Consider the following 20,283-nt stretch of genomic DNA (forward strand, 5'->3'; position numbering starts at 1 on the left):
CTCACTTCTCCTCACCTCCTCGCTGAGTCCTTCTCGTTGACTGACGGACGTAGTCAAAGGCATAGGCGATCTCGGTCACGGGGACCTCGACGCCATAGCGTCGGGATATGTCGGAGAAGCTGCGACGGAAGAGCTCGATGAAGTCAGCGTGCCCTGCCGTGAACGCGTCCACGTCCGCATATGTCTCGATGGGGCTGCGCGTGACGAGACGCTCCACCAGGCAGCACAGGTGGACGCTGAGCCCCACGAGGATGTTCGGGGCAAAACGCTCGCCCATGAGCTGCTGGAGCTGCGCAACGGCGGCCCCAACCTCATCGAGGACCTTCTCCGGGTTGAGGATCGTGATGGACTCGATGACGTTTCTCAGCGTGAGGTTCTTCACGAGGCTCTGGTGGAAGCGCTCGAGCTCGGTCTCGTCCAGATAGCGGGCGAAGACCTCGTCGATGCCCAACCCGCCCTCGCCCGAGATGATGTCCTCCAGCGCGATGAAGGGCACCCCCTCGACGCAGGGATCGTCGGTTCCAATGACGGCAAGGACGTCGTAGCGCTCGGTAATCCCCTCGTGGCGAAGCTGCTCGGGCGAGCACGCGAGGAAGCGCAGCGGGCACTCGACCTCCAGGCTCCTCTCGATGAGGCTCCGTATGCGGTCCGCCGCCTGCGGCCCTCCCTCCGAGCAGAAGACGACCGCCTGGTCGAGCACGCGACCCTCCATGATGCGGAAGCGGCTCGTGCATGCCTCCGCGGCATGGGGCAGCAGGCTCTCGATCGGCTCGCCGGACGCAAGGCCCGACCCGACCTCGAGGGCCATGCCGGTCGAGGCGTTGTTGACGATGCCGAGCGTCACGTTGCTCATCTCGCCCACCCCCTCGAGCACGTTCTCGAGGGAGCCCATGTCCACGAGAAGGACGATCTCGCGGCAGAAGGCGTAGGTGTCCAGGAGGTTGCGCAGGGGTCCCATGATGTCGGAGACGTCCTGCTCGTACGACATGTCGATGGCCTCGAAGACGCGCTGGCGCAGGATCCTGTTGGCAGCGTCGGCGATGCTGGTGGCGGTCGAGTAGCCATGCGAGAGGATGATGCCGACGCTCTGACGCCTATCGGCCCGGCGGTCGGCTCCCTGCACCACGGCAAAGACGAAGATGCGGGAGAGCACGTCCAGCCTGAGACCGAGCGCCGCCTCCGTCTGCGCGGTCAGGCGGTCCGCCGCCCGGCGGCAGAAGTCGGAGGTGTCGACCAAGAGGGCGAGAAGGGCGGCGAGCTCGGCGCGGTTCTCGATGCGCCACTTGGAGAGCCTCGACCCCGGATGGACCTGCGCGTGGATGCAGCGCGCGATCACGCGCGCCGACTTCTTCGACAGGTCAATGCCATACGTAGCCCCCACGTCGTCGACGATGCCCGTGATGATTCGCTCGTACGCCATCGCCCGAGACGAGGCGGCGTCGGCATCGAAAACGAGGTAGTCCTCGTAGTCCTTGACCTGAGCCTGCACCTCGCCCATGAGGGCGGGCAGCTTGACGTCGCCCGCCTCGTAGGCGCGATATGACTCCAGCATCGCCGAGAAGGCGCGGACGGAGCGGCTGTCCCCCTTATGCTCGAGGGCGCGCGTCGTGTCGATGAGCTCGACATCCCCGTTCGCCGGCATGCGCGACGGGGCCGCGTCGAGCACGAACCCGGGAAGGAGGAAGGCCTGCACCTCCAGGCGGTCGGACGAGCGGTTTAGGTACGCCGAGGCGCAGCAGCTCGTTATGCAGGAGCGCAGTCCACGCACGTTGTCCTTGAAGTCGGCCTCCACGAGGCAGGAGAAGGCCGTGCGGCTCACGAATACGTCCGCCCCGAGCTTGCGCCCCTCTTCCTTGAAGAGCCCGAGCACGAGTTCCTCGCGCTCCTCGATCGTGCGCTCGCGAAGCGCAGGGACGCGTACGACGACGGGCACCTCCTGCACGAAGGGGGCGATCTCGAGGTCGTCTTCCTGGCAGGTCGTGAGCAGCACGAGGCGTGCCGGCACGGCCGCCGCCCGGTCGCGCGGCTCGCCCGCCGCCCGGCGCAGCAGCAGGGAGGCGGACGCGGGCGAGAGGCGCTCGACGTCACGGAAGACGACCACGCCTCCTGCGCAGGCCGCGAGCCACCCGTCCTTCTCGTCATTGAGGTCGTGGACAAAGGAGGCGTGGCTGCCCGTGTAGTCCGAGCAGTTGACGACCACCGTCCGCGCGCCCTCGGAAAGCGCGCCTATGCGCACGCCGTACTCGCACATCAGCGTGGAGAGCAGCGTCTTGCCCGTTCCCTTGTCTCCGCTGATGAGCACGGGAAGCCCCTGGGGCGGGTACTTCACGGCGGCCTTGAGCTTCTCGACGGCAGAGCCCAGGGACAGGTCGTAGCCCACCGCGCGCTCGAAGTCACGGAGCTCGACGTGCGCTCGGTTCGAGAGAAGCTCGTCCACGCTCGACCAGCTCAAGCGGTCGATGCCCGTTTGAAGAACCCGCTCGAGGTCGCGCCTACTGAAGTAGTAGACGGGACGCGTGCCGGCCTTCACCACCAGCCCGCCCCGAACGAGGTCGTTGAGGTAGTGGCTCGCGAGGTTGCGGGAGATGGTGAGCGCCTGCGAGATGCCCTGGGTGGTAAAGTGCTCGCGCTCGGTGTGCGCGAGCTCGCGCGTCATCGAGCACAGATACGAGAACAGCTCCCGCTCCGTCTCCGGCACGTTCATCGAATCGCCCCCTCCCCGCTGGCTTGGTCTGTCCCAACCCTATGCGGCGGCACCTCTCCCGCTCTTCTCGGCACGTCGTTTGGGCACGACTCATCACGTTTTGTCATTCGGACTCCTCTCTGCGCGCTTCTCCGCGCGCATTTTGACACACGCCTTGACACTATGGGGGCCTGGACAGGCGGCCGATAAGAACGTGCGGCGTCCGGTCGCTTCCGGCCCGAGAAGCGTCCGGAAGCCGCACCTGCCGCGGGGACGTGCGGCAACCGGACGGTTCTTCTCGCCCGGCGAGCGGATTTCTTGCGCACGGGCATGTTTCGCCCCGTCTCCCCGCGCGATTCGCTACCATGTATGGGAACGGTCTCGCGCAGGAGGGAGCCCGCATGCTCGAGGACTACGCCAAGGCCCGCAAGCTCGGCCTCAAGCAGGTCGAGCGAGACGTCTCGGACGGCCGCTACCCCTATCCGCCCGCCCTCGACGACATCCTCAAGAACCAGGGCTATCAGGGCGAGGTGCCCGTGGGCCTCGCCGAGATCGACCTCGCGCTGATCGCCGGGACCAAGACTCGCGGCCGCCAGAACATGTTCTCGAGCGGGTTTTACCCCATCGCCGAGCCGGGCTCGGAGTTTGCCTCCAAGTGGAGCGACCTCATCGACTCCCAGCGCGCCGAGGGCCTGCGCGACCCGATCGTGGTCTACGAGTACCTCCAGCGCTTCTACGTCCAGGAGGGCAACAAGCGCGTCTCGGTCTCGCGCTATCTGGGCATGCCCACGATCCTGGCAAACATCACCCGCGTGACGCCCATGCCCTCCGACGAGAAGGGCCTGCGCGTCTACCACGAGTTCACGCGCTTCTACCGCGTGTGCCCCATCTACGGCATCACCTCGTCCGAGGAGGGCTTCTACGCGCACCTGGCGGCCCTGCTCGGCCAGGACCTCGAGACCCCCTGGCCCGATGACGTGGTGCGCGACCTGAGGGCGCTTTTCGACGGCTTTGCCGCCTCCTTCCACGCCCACGGCGGCGACGCGCTCGACCTGCAGGTGGGCGACGCCCTCGCCTACTACGTGAGCATCTTTGGCTTCGAGCATGTGCGCGGCCTGTCCCCGCGCGACGTCGACGCCCAGGTGAGCAAGATCTGGGACGAGTTCGTGGTGGCCCAGGGCGAGGGCGCCCGCGCCTACCTCGAGGACCCGAGCGCGGACCGCACCGCGCCGCTTCCCAAGCTCAAGAACCTCGCCAAGAAGGCCGTGCTCGCCAAGCCCTTCCGCGTGGCATTCATCTACGACCGCAACCCGCTCTCCTCGGGCTGGATCAGCCTGCACGAGCGCGGGCGCATCAAGCTCGAGGAGCGCCTCGGCGGGACCGTCGCCACCCACGCCTTCACCGACCGCAGCTCCGACGCCGCCTTCGACCAGGCCGTCGAGGAGGCGATCGAGCACAAGGCGGACCTCATCGTCTCCTGCGCCCCCACGCAGATGCGCCAGGCGCTGCGCGCCGCCGCCGAGCACCCGGGCCCGGCCTACCTCAACTGCTCCGTGAGCCTCTCGCACAGCGCCGTGCGCGGCTTCTACGGCCGCATGTACGAGGCCAAATTCCTGCTCGGCGCGCTCGCCGCGAGCCTGGCGGGCCACCACAAGGTGGGATACGTGGCGGAGTCCCCGGTCTTCTCGACCGTGGCGGAGATCAACGCCTTCGCCATCGGCGCCCAGATGGTGGACCCCTACGCGACCGTCTACCTCAAGTGGTTCTCGGCCAAGGACTACGACTGGCGCCGCGAGCTGCGCGAGGAGGGGGTCCACATCATCTCCGGGCGCGACTACGCCAACCCGCTCGCGCCCAAGGAGTCCTGGGGCCTCTACCGCGTGGAGGAGAACGGCGCCGAGACCCACCTCGCAGAGCCCGTCTGGAAGTGGGGCCGCTACTACGAGATGCTCGTCCGCTCCATCAGAAACGACACGTGGAAGAAGGAGGGCGAGAAGATCCAGGGGCAGTCGCTCAACTACTGGTGGGGCATGTCCGCCGGCGTGCTCGACGTGCGGCTCGCAGACGAGCTGCCGCGCGGCCAGCGCATGCTCGTGGACGTGCTGCGCCAGTCGGTGCTCTCCGGGCGCGTGCACCCCTTCACCGGGGAGCTCCGCGCGCAGGGCGGCGACGTGGTGCAGGGCCCGGAGGCGGGACGTCTCACGAGCGAGCAGATCGTTCGCATGCGCTGGCTCAACGAGAACGTGGCGGGACGGCTGCCCGAGCAGCGCGAGCTCGACCGCGACGGCCTCGTCGAGGTGGAGGTCGCGGGCGTGATCCCCGTGGACCCCTCGACGGTGCTGCTCAAGGACACGGCGCGCTAGGGGGCGGCGGGCATGAGGATCCTCGCCATCGCGGACGTGGAGGAGGGCTGGCTCTACGAGCGCTGGGACGCCGAGCGCGTGGCCGGCGTCGACCTCGTCGTGTCCTGCGGCGACCTGCCGGCGGTCTACCTCGAGCACATCGTGACGCTCGCCAACGTGCCGCTGCTCTACGTGCCGGGCAACCACGACACTGCCTACGACGCCCACGCGCCCGAGGGCTGCGTGTCCGTGGACGGGCGCGTGGTCGACGTCGGCGGGCTGCGCGTCATGGGGCTCGGCGGCTCGATCCGCTACAACCCCGAGGTGCACGGCTACACCGAGGCCGAGATGGCGCGGCGCGCGGCGCGGATGGCGCTTCTCGCCAGCGCGACGGGGGGCGTGGACCTGCTGGTGACCCACGCCCCGGCGCGCGGCTACGGCGACCTCGACGACCTGCCGCACCGCGGCTTCGAGGCGTTTGGGACCCTGCTCGAGCGCACGCGCCCGCGCTACCTGCTGCACGGTCACGTCCACATGGAGTACGGCCGCATCGAGCGCGTCCGCGAGCACCCCTGCGGCACCACGATCGTCAACTGCTGCGGCTCCTACGTGCTCGACGTCCCGGATGGCGTCATCGGCGGCCACGGCGGCCTCTTCCCCGTGGAGAGCGTCTAGCGGCAGGCGCCCCGTGAGGGTATGTACACCCAGCCATGAGGGTATGTACACCACCCAGGCGGCGCGTTCTTCTCGGCAGTGCTTTGAACTGCGGTTTTGCGGCCTGCACTCGACGGCTGGGTGTACATACCCTCGGGGGCGGGCGTATATACCCTCGGGGGCCAGGCGAGAAGGCGGGCGAGAAGGGCGGCCCCTCCCTGGCCGCCCGACGCCCAGGGCCCGACGCCGTCACACGGCCTTGACGCCGCGCTCGCCGGTGCGAATGCGCACGCACTCCTCCACGGGGTAGACGAAGATCTTGCCATCTCCCACCTCGCCGGTGCGCGCGACCTCGCAGAGCAGGTCGATCAACCCGTCAACCTGCGCGTTGTTGACGACGAGCTCAATTTTGACCTTGGGGATCATGTTGAGCATGACGGGCTTTCCGCGGTAGTACTCGGTCCAGCCGTGCTGGCTGCCGCACCCCATGCACTCGTAGACGGTCATGCCGTGGACGCCCTTCTCGTTGAGCGCGTCCTTGAGCTCCTCGAGCTTCTCGGGCCGAACGATCGCGGTGATCTTTTTCATGGTGCCTCCTCGGGCGGTTGACGTGGTCGGGTCGATCAGGAGTCGAGGCCGGTGAAGGCCGGATAGGCGCTCTCGCCGTGGGCCGAGACGTCCAGGCCCAGCGCCTCGTCGCGCTCGCTCACGCGCAGACCGCCAAACGCGGCGCGCACCGCGGCGACGAGCAGCAGGTCAAGCACCACGACGATCGCGAGCGTAACCAGGATGCCGAGCACCTGGCTCACGAGAAGGTCGGGGCTGCCGGTGTAGAGCAGACCTCCCACGCCGGTCCAGGAGAGCTCCGGAACGCAGAAGAGACCGGTCAGCACGCCGCCGAGCAGGCCGCCCACGCCGTGGCAGCCAAACGCGTCGAGCGCGTCGTCATAGCCAAAGCGCGCCTTGAGCCTGGAGATCGCGAGGTAACAGACGGGCGAGACGAGAAGGCCCATGAGCACCGCGGCCCACGGCTCCACAAAGCCCGCCGCCGGCGTCACCACGACGAGGCCCGCGACCAGGCCCGTGCAGGCCCCCACGAGCGAGGGCGTGCCGGAGGCGACGCGCTCCACCACGAGCCAGGACGCCAAGCCGGCCGCGCTGGAGACCACCGTGTTGAGGACGGCCAGGGCCGCCACCTCGTCGGCGGCGAACTCCGATCCGCCGTTGAAGCCAAACCAGCCGAGCCACAGAAGCCCCGCGCCCAGCGCGACGAAGGGCACGTTGTGCGGGCGATAGCTCTTGAGGCCAAAGCCCTTGCGGCCGCCGAGGGCGACGCACAAGATCAGGCCCGTGACGCCGGAGCTGATGTGGACCACGTCGCCACCGGCAAAGTCGAGCGCGCCGATGACGTCGCCGATCAGCGACCCCTCGCCGCCCCAGACCATGTGCGCGAGCGGCGCGTACACCACGAGCGACCACGCGCCGACGAAGGCGAGCACCGCGCCAAAGCGCATGCGGCCGGCGACCGAGCCGGTGACGATGGCGGCGGTGATCATGGCGAAGGCCATCTGGAAGCACACGTCGACGAGGCTCGGATAGACGGCGTCGGCGGGCACGCTCGCGGCCTCGGACAGCATGCCGGAGACCAGGCCGACAAGCCCCAGCTGGTCGAAGCCGCCAAACCACGAGAGCGAGCCGTCGCCGCCGTAGGCAAACGACCAGCCGGCGACGACCCACGTGAGCCCCACGATGCCGATGACGGCAAAGCACATGAGCATCGTGTTGACGACGTTCTTGCGCCGGGCCAGGCCGCCGTAGAAAAACGCGAGCCCCGGCGTCATGAACAGTACGAGCATGGTGCAGACGAGCATGAAGGCGGTAGATCCGCTGTCGTACATGGTTCCCTCCCCCTGTCGTGCGGACGTGACGGGGCGATGGTGGCAGGCTTCAGGTTGCTGGAGACGGGCGGCGAACGGGAGTTAACGAGCCGGCGCATGGACCGTAACGTTGGACGCAGGCCCGCAACGCGCCGCCACGCGGCGGAAACCCGCGGGCAACAGACGGGCTTGTCGCCAGGGTGTGCACACCAGCCCTTGAGGGTATGTACACCTCACCGTCGAATGCGGGCTGTAAAATCGCAGGTCAGAGCGTTGCCGAGAAGAACGGCCGGGCCAGGAAGGTGTACATACCCTCACGGCAGGGTGCGTCTGTCAATTGGGGACGTGTCAATTGGGGACGTGTTATTTCGTGCACATAACCTGTCCCAAATCGTCTGCACGAAATAACACGTCCCCAATTGACAGACGCGGCGAGCGGTCGGATTGTGGCGGCGGGCGGCAATTCGTACTTCTCGCCCCCGCGCGCCCCATGCCGTGGTATAAGTCTGCCAACAGAAATTGGAAACGTTTCCATGAAGGCGAGAAGGACGAGGCCATGGACATCCGCGACATCGCAGCGAAGTCGGGATACGGCGTGGGCACGGTCTCGCGCGTCATCAACGACCAGCCCAACGTGAGCGACCGCGCCCGCGAGCGCATCCTCGCCGTCATGGCCGAGCTCGGCTACGAGCCCAACTCCAACGCGCGCTACCTCAAGATGCGCTCCCAGACGCCCGTGGCCGTCTTTGTGATGGGCGTCGGAAACCGCATGTTCGACGACATCCTCGGGCCCCTGCAGGCCGCGCTCGCGCGCGAGGACGAGGAGCTCGTCGTCACCTACCTCAACGGGGACGTCGACGAGGTCCGCGCCGCCGTCGACTACCAGCAGGCGCGCCACCCCAAGGGGATGGTCTTCCTCGGCGGCGAGCTCGAGAGCTTCCGCGCGTCCTTCCACGAGATCGAGACTCCGGCCGTCCTGGTGACCGCGGACGCGAGCCAGCTCGGCTTTGCCAACCTCTCGAGCGTCACCATCGACAACGTCGCCGCAGCGAGAAGCGCCGTGGGGCACCTGCTGGAGCGCGGGCACCGGCGCATCGGCATCGTCGGCGGCAACCGTGCGAGCGGGCAGATCGGCGAGCTGCGCCTGCGCGGCGCCGAGCAGGCTCTGCGCGAGCACGGCATCGAGCTCGACTACGAGCGCGACTACGAGCCCTGCGACTTCATCGAGATCGGCGGCTACGAGGCCACACGCAGGCTCCTCGAGCGCACGGGCGACCTCACCGCCGTCTTCGCGCTCGGAGACGTCGTCGCCTTCGGCGCGCTGCGCGCCATCGTCGACCGGGGGCTCAGCGCGCCCGGCGACGTCTCGCTCGTCGGCTTTGACGACACCGCCTTCTCCCAGTACGCCGTCCCCCGCATCACGACGATCCGCCAGGACGCCGCACGCCTCGCCGAGCGTGCCGCGAAGCTCCTCCTGGGCGCCCTGCGCGACGGCTCCCCGGCAACCCACGAGCTCGTGGACTTCGAGCTCGTCGAGCGAGAGAGCGTCCGCTCCCTCTGACCCGCGATGGCGGCGGGACGTCCCGCCGCGAAAGGAGGACGCATGAGAACCTCGGGCATCCTCATGCCCATCACCTCGCTCCCCTCCCCCTGGGGGGTGGGCACGCTCGGAGGCGAGGCGCGCGCGTTCGTCGACTTCCTGGCACGCGCCGGCGTGTCGATCTGGCAGGTGCTCCCCATCGTGCCCACCGGCTACGGGGACTCTCCCTACCAGTCCTTCTCGACCTACGCCGGCAACCCCTACCTCATCGACCTTGACGACCTCGCGGCCGAGGGCCTGCTCGAGCGCGGCGAGTACGCGGGCGTGGACTGGGGGTCAGATCCCGAGCGCGTCGACTACGGAGCCCTCTACCGCGGTCGCTTCGACGTGCTGCGCCGCACCGTGGAGCGCCTCCAGAAGACGCGCCCGGACGAACTCGCCCGCTTCTGCGAGCGCGAGGCGACCTGGCTCGACGACTATGCCCTCTTCATGGCCCTCAAGGACCTCCACCACGGCACGCCCTGGCACACCTGGCCGGACGGGGTGCGCCTGTGCCGCGCCGACGCGCTCTCCCGGGCGCACGAGAAGCTCGCCGAGGACGTCGCCTTCTGGCAGGGCGTCCAGTGCCTGTTCTTCTCGCAATGGGAGCGCCTGCACGACTACGCGCGGGCCGCGGGCGTGCGCATCATGGGCGACCTCCCCTTCTACGTGGCTCTGGACAGCGCGGACGTCTGGAGCCATCCCGAGCAGTTCCAGCTCGACGCCGACCTCAGGCCCCGCGAGATCGCCGGCGTGCCGCCCGACGGCTTCTCCGACATCGGCCAGATCTGGGGCAACCCGCTTTTTGCCTGGGACCGCATGAAGGCGGACGGCTACGAGTGGTGGTGTCAGCGCGTCGCCTTCCAGCTGCGGCTCTACGACGTCCTGCGCATCGACCACTTCCGCGGCTTCGACTCCTACTTCGCCATCCCCGCGGGCGCCGTGACGGCGGCGGGCGGCCGGTGGCGCAACGGCCCCGGCATCGACCTCTTCCGCGTGCTGGAGCAGCGGCTCGGCCGCTGCGACATCGTGGCGGAGGACCTCGGCTACCTCACCGACTCGGTGCGCCGCCTGCTCGAGGAATCGGGTTTTCCCGGAATGAAGGTCCTCGAGTTCGCCTTCGACACGCGTGATGGCACGGGCGCCGCGTACCTGCCCTTCTCATATCCCGCCAACTGCATCGCCTACGTGGGCACGCACGACAACGACACCGCGCTCGGCTGGCTCGAGACGGCGCCGGAGGGTGACGTCGCCCTCGCCCGCGAGTACCTGCACCTCGACCCGGCCGAGGGCGAGGGCTGGGGCATGATGCGCGCCATCTGGGCGAGCCCCGCCGACACCGCCGTGGTGCAGATGCAGGACCTGCTGGGACTGGGCAGCGACGCGCGCGTCAACACGCCGTCCACGCTCGGGGGCAACTGGGTCTGGCGGGCGCGCCCGGGATTTGCGAGCCGCGAGCTCGCCGACCGCGTGCGCCGGCAGATGGAGCTCTACCACCGACTGCCGCCGATCAAGGTCGTCCCCGACGACTACGCGCGCAGGGACGCCGCCCCCGTCGGCGGTGCCGGGATCATGAGAACTGGACAGTTCCGTTTCCGCATATAGAGACGACGCGAGAACGGGAAGGAGAATACCGATGGACATCGAGAGGAACCTGGGCCGGGCACTCGCCGAGATGGGCGCCACGCTCGACGACGCCACGAACGCGCAGATCTTCTGCGCCCTGCTGCGCACGGTGCGCGACCTCCAGACGGGGATGCCCCCCGCTACGGGCGACCGCAAGCTCTACTACTTCTCCGCCGAGTTCCTGGTGGGGCGCCTGCTGCGCGCCAACCTGGTGAACCTCGGCCTGGCGGATGAGGTCGAGCGTATCCTCTCCGCCCACGGCACCACGCTTTCCGCCGTGGAGGACTGCGAGCCCGAGCCCTCGCTCGGCAACGGCGGCCTCGGGAGGCTCGCCGCGTGCTTCCTTGACTCCATCGCCTCGCTCGGGCTGCCCGGCGACGGCGTGGGCCTCAACTACCACTACGGCCTCTTTCGGCAGGACCTCTCCGAGGGCGTTCAGCGCGAGGAGCCCAACCCCTGGATCGAGCCCGAGTCCTGGCTGATCGACACGGGCACGTCCTTCTCGGTCCCCTTTGGCTTTGGCCCACTCACGGCACGGATGTACGACATCGAGGTGCCGGGCTACGAGAACGGCGTGGTCAACCGGCTGCACCTCTTTGACGTGGAGGAGCCCTCGCCGGCCCCCGAGAGCGGCATCGCCTTTGACAAGGGCGACGTCCAACATGGCCTCACGAGCTTCCTCTACCCTGACGACTCCGACGAGGCCGGCCGCCTCCTGCGCGTCTACCAGCAGTACTTCATGGTCTCCGCCGGGGCGCAGCTCATCCTCGCTGAGCTCGAGGGTCGCGGATACGCGCCCGAGGAGCTCGACCGCCACGTTGCCGTACACATCAACGACACCCATCCCTCGATGGTCATCCCCGAGCTGGTGCGCCTGCTCGTGGAGCGCGGCATCGCGTTCGAGGACGCCGCCGCCATCGTGGAGCGCACCTGCGGCTACACCAACCACACCATCCTCGCCGAGGCGCTCGAGACCTGGCCGATGGGCTACATCGAGCAGGTGGCGCCCGGCATCGTGCCCGTCATTCGCAAGCTCGACGCGCTCGCCCGCACGCGCTCCGAGGACCCGGCCGTCGCGGTAATCGACAGTGACGACGTCGTGCACATGGCCGCCATAGACGTACACTTCAGCCACGCCGTGAACGGGGTGGCCGCGCTCCACACGCAGATCCTCGTGGAGTCCGAGATGCGCCCCTTCGCCGAGCTCTACCCCGATAAGTTCTCAAACAAGACCAACGGCATCACCTTCCGCCGCTGGCTCATGGATTGCAACCCGGCGCTGGCCGCCCTGGTGACCGACGCCATCGGCGACGGGTGGGTCCGCGACGCCTCCAAGCTGGAGGACCTTCTCGCCCTGAGCGGTGACGCCGGCTTCGTCCAGCGGCTCCTGGGGGTCAAGGAGGGCAACAAGGGGCGCCTGGCGGCGTGGCTGCGCGCCGAGAAGAACATCGAGGTGGACCCGCACTCGATCTTCGACATCCAGGTCAAGCGCATGCACCAGTACAAGCGCCAGCAGATGAACGCCCTCTACGCCATCTGGAAGTATCTTCAGATCAAGCGTGGAAACGTTCCCAACAGGCCGCTCACCATGGTCTTCGGCGCCAAGGCGGCGCCGGCATACACCCTGGCCAAGGACACGATCGCCCTGCTCCTGGCCCTTGGGCGTCTCATCGCGGAGGACCCTGAGGTCGCGCCGTGGCTGCGTCTCGTCTTCGTGGAGAACTACAACGTAACGGCGGCCGAGCACCTCATCCCCGCCGCTGACGTCTCCGAGCAGATCTCGCTCGCGTCCAAGGAGGCGAGCGGCACCTCCAACATGAAGTTCATGGCAAACGGCGCGGTGACGCTGGGGACCCTCGACGGCGCCAACGTGGAGATCGCGGAGCTCGTGGGCAGGGAGAACATCTATCTCTTCGGCCGCTCCTCCGACGAGGTCATCGGCCTCTACGACCGCGGCGACTACCGGCCGTGGGATCTCTGGGGCTCTGACGGCGAGCTTGCGGAGGTGCTCGACTTCATCTGCTCGCCCGAGCTGCTCGCGCGCGGCGACGCAGGCTGCATCACCCGCGTCTACCGGGACTTTATTGCCAAGGACTACTTCATGGCGCTGCTCGACGCGCGCGACTACGTTGCGGTGAAGGAGCGCTGCCTCGCCGACTACGAGGACCGCGCCGCGTGGGGCGAGAAGACCCTCGTGAACGTGGCCAAGTCCGGGTTCTTCTCGTCCGACCGCACCATCCGCGAGTACGACCGCGACATCTGGCACCTCTCGTAAACATGATCCAAAAGGAGACTGTCCCCTTTTAGATCACTTTGAACCAGGAAAGGAGAACGCATGACGCTCATCAACGGTAACGAGGAGTGGTGGAAGCAGGCGGTGGTGTACCAGGTGTACCCGCGCAGCTTCTATGACGCAAACGGCGACGGCCTCGGCGACATCCGAGGCATCACCGCCCACATGGACTACCTGCGCGCCCTGGGCATCGACGCGATCTGGCTCTCCCCGTTCTACCCCTCCCCGCTCGTCGACGGCGGCTACGACGTGGCGGACTATCGCAACGTCGACCCGCGCCTGGGCACGCTCGAGGACTTCGACGAGATGGCCGCCGCCGCACACGCCGCGGGCATCAAGGTGATCGTGGACATCGTCCCCAATCACACCTCCACCGAGCACGAGTGGTTCAAGGCCGCGCTCGCCGCCGGCCCCGGCTCCCCGGAGCGCGACCGCTACATCTTCCGCCCCGGCCGCGGCGAGAACGGCGAGCTGCCCCCCAACGGCTGGAAGTCAACCTTCGGCGGCCCCGGCTGGGAGCCGGTGGGCGACGGCGAGTGGTACCTGCACCTGTTTGCCGTGGAGCAGGCCGACCTCAACTGGAAGAACCCCGAGGTGCGCGAGGACTTCAAGAAGACCCTGCGCTTCTGGAGCGACCGCGGCGCGGACGGCTTCCGCATCGACGTGGCGCACGCCCTGGCCAAGGACCTCGACAGCCGGCCGCTCGACGAGTGGCCCGACAACCTCGACGAGGGCGAGCCCGGCGACGAGAACCCCCTGTGGGACCGCCCCGAGGTCCACGAGATCTACCGCGAGTGGCGCCAGGTCTTCAACGAGTACGAGCCCGCGCGCTTTGCCGTGGCGGAGGCTTGGGTCGTGCCGGAGCACCAGTGGATGTACGCCTCCACCGACGAGCTGGGCCAGGTCTTCAACTTCGAGCTCTCCAAGGCGGGGTGGTTCGCCGACGAGCTGCGCCGCGCCATCGAGGAGGGCCTCGACGCCGCCGAGCGCTCCGGCTCCACCACCACCTGGGTCCTCTCCAACCACGACATGGCGCGCCACCCCACGCGCTACGGCCTGCCGCAGGTCCGCTCCGCGACGCACCACCAGCTCGTGAACGACTGGCTGCTCCGCGACGGCACGACCTACTACGAGGACCGCGAGCTCGGCACCCGACGCGCCCGCGCCGCGCTGCTCATGGAGCTGGGCCTGCCCGGCTCGGTCTACCTCTACCAGGGCGAGGAGCTGGGCCTCTTTGAGGTGGCCGACATCCCCTGGGACGCGCTCGAGGACCCCGAGGCCGCCATGACGAGCCACGGCGACGCCATCAAGGGCCGCGACGGCTGCCGCGTGCCGCTGCCCTGGAAGGCCGTCGACGAGACCGGCGACTTCGGCTTCTCCGCGCCCGCCGATCATAAGCCCGCGCACCTGCCGCAGCCCGCGTGGTTCGCCCAGCACGCGGTAGACGTCGAGGAGACCGAGAAGGACTCCATGCTCAAGTTCTACCGCCGCGCCCTCTCCGCGCGCGCCGAGCTCCTCACGGCCACCGGCGACACGTCGCTTTCGTGGGCGGACGGCTACGACGACCAGGTCATCGCCTACACCCGCCCCACCGCCGACGGCCGCGCCCTCACGAGCGTGACCAACTTCGGCCAGACCCCCGTGGAGCCCCCCGCCGGCGAGGTCCTTCTCGCAAGCGCACCACTCATTGACGGCAAGCTCCCCACCGACGCCACCGCCTGGGTAATCCGCTAACCCCTCAACCAGAACCTGGTCACCCGACAACGGGCAAAGACGCGCCGCCCCGAGGTTTCTCGGAGAGAAGTTCCGCGAAGCGCTCTTCTCGCAGAGAAACCTCGGGGCGGCAACACGCGTATGCGCGCCTAGTCCACCCGCTCGAGGCGGTACATGAAGTTCTCGTACGGGCCGGCGGGCACCGTGAGCGGCAGGCCCATGTCCATCAGGGCGTCCGCGGAGTACACGGTCCCGTTGCTCACCATGCGGTAGCGCGCGCCGGGCGTGAGGCCGCGCGGCACGACGTAGTTGGCCTTGCCGTAGCCGTCCACGCGCGTCACGACGGCGCACACGAGCGCCTCGCGGCCGTCCTCGGAGACGAACTCCCAGGCCGAGACGTCGGCGTCCTTGGGGTCGGAGAGGCGGTAGAGCAGGCCCTCGCGCACGAGGTGCTCGATCTGGCGATAGGTCTTGACCTGCGTGCGGATGATCTCGCAGGCGCGGTCGCCCAGCTCCATGAGGTCGAGCTCGTAGCCAAAGGCGCCGCCGGCCATGGCCACGGTGCCGCGCGCGCCCAGCGGGATGGTGCGGCCCGTGATCTCGTTGGGGCAGGCGGAGACGTGGGCGCCCACCGCGGAGCAGGGATAGCCGAAGGAGGTGCCGTACTGGATCTCCATGCGGTTGCGCGCGTCGGTGTTGTCCGAGGTCCAGATCTGCGGCGTGTAGTAGAGCATGCCCGCGTCAAAGCGGCCGCCGCCGGCGGAGCAGCCCTCGATCAGCAGGTCTGGGTAGCGGCTCACGATGCGCTCGAGCAGGTCGTAGAGGCCGAGCATGTAGTCGTAGAGGACCTTGCCCTGGTCGCTCGCCGCGCGGGAGTGCACGTCCACGATCGAGCGGTTGTAGTCCCACTTGACGTAGTCGATCCCGCCCTGGTCGAGCACGGCGCAGAGCTGCTCGAAGAGGTTGTCGCGCACCTCGGGCCGCGAGAGGTCGAGCACCAGCTGGTCGCGGCCGAGCACCGGGTCCTTGCCGGGGACGGAGAGCGCCCAGTCGGGGTGCGCGCGGAACAGGTCGGAGTCCTCGTTGACCATCTCGGGCTCGACCCAGATGCCAAACCCCAGGCCCACCTCGTTCACGCGGCGCGCGAGGTCCGCCACGGTGCCGCCGAGCTTGGCCATGTTGGGGTGCCAGTCGCCCAGGCCGCGGTGGTCGTCGTTGCGCGCGCCGAACCAGCCGTCGTCCATGACGAGCATGTCGAGGCCCAGCTCGGCCGCCTTCTTGGCGAGCTCCACGAGCTTGTCGCCCGTGAAGTCGAAGTAGCAGGCCTCCCAGGAGTTGATGAGCACGGGGCGCGGGCTGTCGCGCCAGGGCCCGCGGCACACGTGACGGCGGATGCAGCGATGCAGGTTGTGGGAGATTCTCTCGAGGCCCGCGCCGGAGTAGGTCATGAGAACCTCCGGCGCCACGATCTTCTCGCCCGGCTCGAGCGGGTAGGAGAAGAGGTCGGAGGCCAGGCCCATCTGCATGCGGGTCTGCTCGTACTGGTCGCGCTCGACCTCGGCGAGGAAGCTGCCGCTGTAGACGAAGCTCATGGACCAGCAGCGGCCCGCGGTCTCGGTGGCGTCGTGGTCGCAGAGGATCATGACGGGGTTGTACTGGTTGGAGGACATGCCACGGCGGCTGCCCACGCTAAAGGAGCCGTTGGTCACCGGGCGGCGAGAAGGACGGCGCTCCATGGCGTGGCGCCCGTCGAAGGTGATGACGTCGAAGTCGCCGGAGACGAAGTCGAGGCAGGCGGTCTGGGCCTTCTCCACGGTGACGCGGCCCGTGCCGTTGTTGCGGATCACCGCCGCGCGCGTGATGACGTCGATCTGGGGCAGCACGCCGTAGAGCAGCTCGACCTCGAGGCCCAGGCGCTGGTCCGCGAGGGTGATCGAGAGGGTCTCGGCGCCGTCGGCCTCGCCATCTGCGTAGGCGGCGGGAAGGCCCGGCAGGCCGTACTTGCCGGGGCGGATCTCGTGGCAGACGTAGCGCAGGTCGCAGCCGAAGGTGCCGTCGGCGCCACGGACCATGAGCAGGGGGCTTCGCATGTCGCCGGTGCCCTGGAAGGCGTACTCCTGGGGCAGGACGTCGAGCGAGTAGGTGCGGTCCGCGACGTCGTGCGGGCAGCCGCACATGCCGCTGCGGTCGGCGTAGGTGACGAGGTAGGAGAGGTCGCCCTCGGCGCGTGCGCCGTAGTAGAGGTGAAGAAGGTAGCCGTGTTCGTCGACCTTCATCTGATAGGTGGAGCCCACGGTGTGGATGGAGAAGGTGCGTGCAGAGGCGTCGAACTTCAGTGACATGGCTCCTCGATTTCTCTTTGCGCGGTGATGGCCGGGCAGAGTGTAGCGCATCTGTGACCTGCGGGGGGACGCCCGGAACCCACCACAAAATGGATGGATTCCGGGCGCCAGGGGGAAAGCGTGTGGGCGTGCGGTGCGCTCGGAACTACTTCACGGCACCGTTGGTGACGCCGCCGATGATCTGCTTCTGCGCCACGATGTAGAAGATGATCATCGGGAGCATGGCGAGCAGGTAGGAGGCGAAGGCGAGGTTGTAGTTCGTGGCAAAGGCGGTCTGGAAGTTCATCTGCGCGAGCGGCAGGGTGTTGACGCCGGAGCCGCCCATGATGACCAGCGGGGTCATGACGTCGTTCCACACGGCCAGACCGGTGATGACGGCGACGGTGGCGTGCATGGGCTTCATGAGCGGGAAGATGACCTTCCAGTAGGTGGTCCAGGTGCTGGCGCCGTCGACGCGGGCCGCCTCCTCGAGGGCGGTGGGGATGTTCCTCAGGTAGCCGGTGTAGAGCATCATGTTCATGGGCATGTAGAACACGACGTAGAGGACCATGACGCCGACCATGTTGTCCAGGTGCAGGATGGCGGTCTGCTTGACGAGCGGCATCATCAGGATGGCGAAGGGCACGTACATGCCGGCCACGATGAAGTAGTAGGACGCCTTGAAGAGCTTCTTGCGGTCCATGTTGCGCCCGATCGCATAGGCGGCGAGGCTGTGGACCAGGACCGAGATCACGACGGCCGCCACGGTGATGATGAGCGAGTTCATGAACGAGTTGAAGAAATCCGTGACCTGGATGGCCTCGATGAAGTTGTCGAGCGACCACGAGGACGGCAGCGACAGGATGCCCGCGATGTCGTTGGTCATCTCGGAGGGGTCCTTGAAGGCGATGACCACGGCCATGTAGAGCGGGAAGATGATGGTGATGAGGCCGACGATGAGCAGGATGGTGATGGGCCAGTTGACCCGCTCCTTGACCTTGGCAGGAACAGTGTTGTTAGCCATTAGAGCTGCTCCTCCTTACTGTTCAGGAACTTGGTCTGGGCGATTGAGATCACGGCGATGACGATGAAGAAGATCACGGCGTTGGCGCACTGGAAGCCAAACTGGCTGTTGTTGAGGCCGTTCTGGTAGATGAGGTACGAGATGGACTCGGTGGACTGCGCCGGGCCGCCGGAGGTCATGGCCACGATCTGGTCGAAGGTCATGAGCATGTCCTTCATCACGAGGACCATGTTCGTGGTGATGGACGGCATGATGAGCGGGAACGTGAGGTAGCGGAACTTGTCCCAGCCCGTGGCGCCGTCGAGGGCGCCCGCCTCGTAGACGTCCTCGGGAACCGAGGAGAGGCCGGTGATGTAGATGATCGTGGTCTGCGCGCAGGCCTGCCACACCAGGACCACGACGATGGCCACCCACGCCCACTCCTTGCTCGCGAGCATCGAGGTCGTGCCCGTGATGGCCGGGACGATGTAGGTGAAGAAGTAGGAGAACACGTAGCCGACGACGAGGCCGCCGAGGATGCGGGGCACGAAGTAGATGCCGCGCAGGGCGCTCTTGAACTTGATCTTGCTCGACAGGCCGATGGCCAGCGTGAGCGAGATCACGTTGACGAGGATCGTCGAGACGACGGAGATCTTGAACGTGAACAGGTACGAGTTGCCCACGCGCGCATCTTGGAACAGGTCGATGTAGTTCTGCAGGCCCACGATCTCGAAGGCGCCGTAGCCCTTGGAGTCCGTGAAGCTGTAGAAGAAGCCCGTGAGCAGCGGGATGGTGTTGAACGCGATGAACAGGATCAGAACCGGGATCAGGATTGCGAGGAAGGTGCGGTTCCTGTCAGATCCCGCCTTTGATGCGGCGATGCTTGCCATGTGCTTCCCTCCTTATCCCTGGTTGGCCATGTACTCGGCGTACTTGCGGATGACGGTCTTGTTGTAGCGCTGCCAGAGGTTGTCCCAGTTGGCGAGGAACGCGTCGACGTCCTTGTCGAGAAGGAAGGCCTGGAGCTGGGCGTCGCACGCCATGCCCGAGGGGTAGGAGTGGTCGGGGTAGTCGATGACCTTGCCCTCGTCCAGGAAGTCCTGGATGTCGTCGAACAGCGGGTCGAGCGTGAAGTCGCCCTCGATGCAGGGGATGGCCTTCTGATCGTCGCAGTAGGTCTGGAGGTTCTCGGGCTCGTTGAGGAAGTCGATGACCTCGTAGATCTGCTCGCGATGGTCCTCGTTGGCCACGGTCATGTTCCAGCAGAGGTCGACGCCGGAGACGATGATGCGGTCGTCGGGGTTGTCGCAGGCGGGCATCGCAAACAGGCCGATGTTCATCTCCGGGTTGGCGGAGAGGATCTGCGGGACGGCGAACGAGCCGCAGGGGAACATCGCGGACTGGCCGCGCGCGAAGGCGGTGCAGGCGTCCTCGTAGCTGTAGGCCATCGGGCCGTCCTCGGCGAAGTCGAGGAGCTTGAGGAGCTTCTCGGCCGGCTCGCGGTAGTAGTCGGCGAACTTGGCCTCGCCGGCGTTGACCTTGCGGATGTGGTCGGAGGGCACGAGCTCCACGAGCATGGAGTTCCACGGCGAGAGGATCGTCCAGGTGTCGAGGAAGCCCAGGTAAAGCGGTAGGACCTCTCCCTCGGCCTTGATCTTTTCGCAGAGGTCGATGAACTCGTCCCAGGTCTCCGGGAGGTCCCAGCCCTTCTCGGCGAACATGTCCTTGTTGTAGAGCATGCCCGCGGCGTTGGCGATGTAGGGGACGCCGTAGATGCCGTCCATCGGGACGTAGGTGACGCTCTTCATGATCTCCTGGTAGGCCGGCTGGACCTTCTCCATGCCGGGATAGCCGGAGACGTCGGCGAGGATGTCGGAGTCGACGAAGTCGGCGTAGGAGGCGTCGCCGCCGATGGCCACGACGTCAGGGTAGTCCTCGCGGACGAAGCGCGTCTTCATGATGGTGACGGCGTCGTTGGGGCTCGTGAAGTTGAGGTAGATGTGGTCGTTGGTCTCGTTGAACTCGGCCATGAGCGCCTCGAAGATGCTCACCGCCTCGCGCTTGTACGAGACGAACTCGACCTCGGTCCTTCCGTCGGAGCGCTCGCCCTCGCAGCCCGCGAGCGCGAGCCCCGCGGCAACGGCGCCCGCGGCGCCCAGGAAGGAGCGGCGTGTCAGTGTTCCTCTCATTTG

Annotated in this window: 13 protein-coding genes; 6 read left to right on the forward strand and 7 right to left on the reverse strand. The window is 67.5% G+C overall.

The window, feature by feature from the left end; all coding sequences use genetic code 11:
* Position 1: 1 nt before the first annotated feature.
* Entirely contained in the window at positions 2-2,704 is a 2,703-nt protein-coding gene (locus B5F85_RS00735; RefSeq protein ID WP_087313420.1) for a sigma 54-interacting transcriptional regulator, read from the reverse strand.
* Between the two features lie 380 nt (positions 2,705-3,084).
* Here B5F85_RS00735 and B5F85_RS00740 point away from each other — a divergent pair, with 380 nt between their 5' ends.
* Both B5F85_RS00740 and B5F85_RS00745 read left to right on the forward strand, forming a co-directional pair.
* A complete protein-coding gene (locus B5F85_RS00740) occupies positions 3,085-5,046 on the forward strand; it encodes a BMP family ABC transporter substrate-binding protein (RefSeq protein WP_087313422.1) in 1,962 nt (653 codons plus the stop codon).
* A gap of 12 nt (positions 5,047-5,058) precedes the next feature.
* Positions 5,059-5,700, forward strand: coding sequence for a metallophosphoesterase family protein (locus tag B5F85_RS00745; RefSeq protein WP_087313424.1), 642 nt, complete (start codon positions 5,059-5,061; stop codon positions 5,698-5,700).
* A 228-nt stretch (positions 5,701-5,928) separates the two neighbouring features.
* On the opposite strand, the gene B5F85_RS00750 is transcribed toward B5F85_RS00745, so the two are convergent.
* Positions 5,929-6,267, reverse strand: a complete 339-nt coding sequence (locus tag B5F85_RS00750; RefSeq protein WP_087313426.1) for a P-II family nitrogen regulator — start codon at positions 6,265-6,267, stop codon at positions 5,929-5,931.
* Between the two features lie 35 nt (positions 6,268-6,302).
* A complete protein-coding gene (locus B5F85_RS00755; RefSeq protein WP_087313428.1) occupies positions 6,303-7,577 on the reverse strand; it encodes an ammonium transporter in 1,275 nt (424 codons plus the stop codon).
* 535 nt (positions 7,578-8,112) lie between these two features.
* Between B5F85_RS00755 and B5F85_RS00760 the strand changes: the two genes are divergently transcribed.
* From B5F85_RS00760 to B5F85_RS00775, 4 genes are read left to right on the forward strand one after another with little or no spacing between them, the layout of a single operon-like run.
* The gene (locus B5F85_RS00760) at positions 8,113-9,117 is read left to right on the forward strand and encodes a LacI family DNA-binding transcriptional regulator (RefSeq protein ID WP_087313430.1); all 1,005 of its coding nucleotides are present in this window, start codon (positions 8,113-8,115) and stop codon (positions 9,115-9,117) included.
* Between the two features lie 42 nt (positions 9,118-9,159).
* Positions 9,160-10,740 carry a 4-alpha-glucanotransferase gene (gene malQ / locus B5F85_RS00765; RefSeq protein ID WP_087313431.1) on the forward strand — a complete coding sequence of 527 codons (1,581 nt, stop codon included), beginning with the start codon at positions 9,160-9,162 and terminating at the stop codon, positions 10,738-10,740.
* A 31-nt stretch (positions 10,741-10,771) separates the two neighbouring features.
* A complete protein-coding gene (locus B5F85_RS00770) occupies positions 10,772-13,036 on the forward strand; it encodes a glycogen/starch/alpha-glucan phosphorylase (protein WP_087313433.1) in 2,265 nt (754 codons plus the stop codon).
* Positions 13,037-13,096: 60 nt separating this feature from the next.
* Positions 13,097-14,788, forward strand: coding sequence for a glycoside hydrolase family 13 protein (locus B5F85_RS00775; protein WP_087313435.1), 1,692 nt, complete (start codon positions 13,097-13,099; stop codon positions 14,786-14,788).
* 128 nt (positions 14,789-14,916) lie between these two features.
* Here B5F85_RS00775 and B5F85_RS00780 read toward each other — a convergent pair whose 3' ends face one another.
* The 4 genes from B5F85_RS00780 to B5F85_RS00795 form a co-directional block, all read right to left on the reverse strand.
* The gene (locus tag B5F85_RS00780) at positions 14,917-17,109 is read right to left on the reverse strand and encodes an alpha-galactosidase (RefSeq protein ID WP_087313437.1); all 2,193 of its coding nucleotides are present in this window, start codon (positions 17,107-17,109) and stop codon (positions 14,917-14,919) included.
* Positions 17,110-17,254: 145 nt separating this feature from the next.
* The gene (locus tag B5F85_RS00785) at positions 17,255-18,112 is read right to left on the reverse strand and encodes a carbohydrate ABC transporter permease (protein ID WP_087313439.1); all 858 of its coding nucleotides are present in this window, start codon (positions 18,110-18,112) and stop codon (positions 17,255-17,257) included.
* The gene (locus B5F85_RS00790) at positions 18,112-18,981 is read right to left on the reverse strand and encodes a sugar ABC transporter permease (RefSeq protein WP_087313441.1); all 870 of its coding nucleotides are present in this window, start codon (positions 18,979-18,981) and stop codon (positions 18,112-18,114) included. The genes B5F85_RS00785 and B5F85_RS00790 overlap by 1 nt, the downstream gene beginning before the upstream one ends.
* A 12-nt stretch (positions 18,982-18,993) precedes the next feature.
* Complete coding sequence (locus B5F85_RS00795) at positions 18,994-20,280, reverse strand: extracellular solute-binding protein (protein WP_087313443.1); 1,287 nt, start codon at positions 20,278-20,280, stop codon at positions 18,994-18,996.
* Positions 20,281-20,283 lie beyond the last annotated feature (3 nt).

The organism is Olsenella sp. An293, from assembly GCF_002159495.1.
GTDB lineage: Bacteria > Actinomycetota > Coriobacteriia > Coriobacteriales > Atopobiaceae > Thermophilibacter.

What these genes read in the sequence shown, in the direction of transcription:
- B5F85_RS00735 (WP_087313420.1), bottom strand. Translation starts at nt 2,704, where the DNA reads ATGAACGTGCCGGAGACGGAGCGGGAGCTGTTCTCGTATCTGTGCTCG.
- B5F85_RS00740 (WP_087313422.1), top strand. Translation starts at nt 3,085, where the DNA reads ATGCTCGAGGACTACGCCAAGGCCCGCAAGCTCGGCCTCAAGCAGGTC.
- B5F85_RS00745 (WP_087313424.1), top strand. Translation starts at nt 5,059, where the DNA reads ATGAGGATCCTCGCCATCGCGGACGTGGAGGAGGGCTGGCTCTACGAG.
- B5F85_RS00750 (WP_087313426.1), bottom strand. Translation starts at nt 6,267, where the DNA reads ATGAAAAAGATCACCGCGATCGTTCGGCCCGAGAAGCTCGAGGAGCTC.
- B5F85_RS00755 (WP_087313428.1), bottom strand. Translation starts at nt 7,577, where the DNA reads ATGTACGACAGCGGATCTACCGCCTTCATGCTCGTCTGCACCATGCTC.
- B5F85_RS00760 (WP_087313430.1), top strand. Translation starts at nt 8,113, where the DNA reads ATGGACATCCGCGACATCGCAGCGAAGTCGGGATACGGCGTGGGCACG.
- malQ (WP_087313431.1), top strand. Translation starts at nt 9,160, where the DNA reads ATGAGAACCTCGGGCATCCTCATGCCCATCACCTCGCTCCCCTCCCCC.
- B5F85_RS00770 (WP_087313433.1), top strand. Translation starts at nt 10,772, where the DNA reads ATGGACATCGAGAGGAACCTGGGCCGGGCACTCGCCGAGATGGGCGCC.
- B5F85_RS00775 (WP_087313435.1), top strand. Translation starts at nt 13,097, where the DNA reads ATGACGCTCATCAACGGTAACGAGGAGTGGTGGAAGCAGGCGGTGGTG.
- B5F85_RS00780 (WP_087313437.1), bottom strand. Translation starts at nt 17,109, where the DNA reads ATGTCACTGAAGTTCGACGCCTCTGCACGCACCTTCTCCATCCACACC.
- B5F85_RS00785 (WP_087313439.1), bottom strand. Translation starts at nt 18,112, where the DNA reads ATGGCTAACAACACTGTTCCTGCCAAGGTCAAGGAGCGGGTCAACTGG.
- B5F85_RS00790 (WP_087313441.1), bottom strand. Translation starts at nt 18,981, where the DNA reads ATGGCAAGCATCGCCGCATCAAAGGCGGGATCTGACAGGAACCGCACC.
- B5F85_RS00795 (WP_087313443.1), bottom strand. Translation starts at nt 20,280, where the DNA reads ATGAGAGGAACACTGACACGCCGCTCCTTCCTGGGCGCCGCGGGCGCC.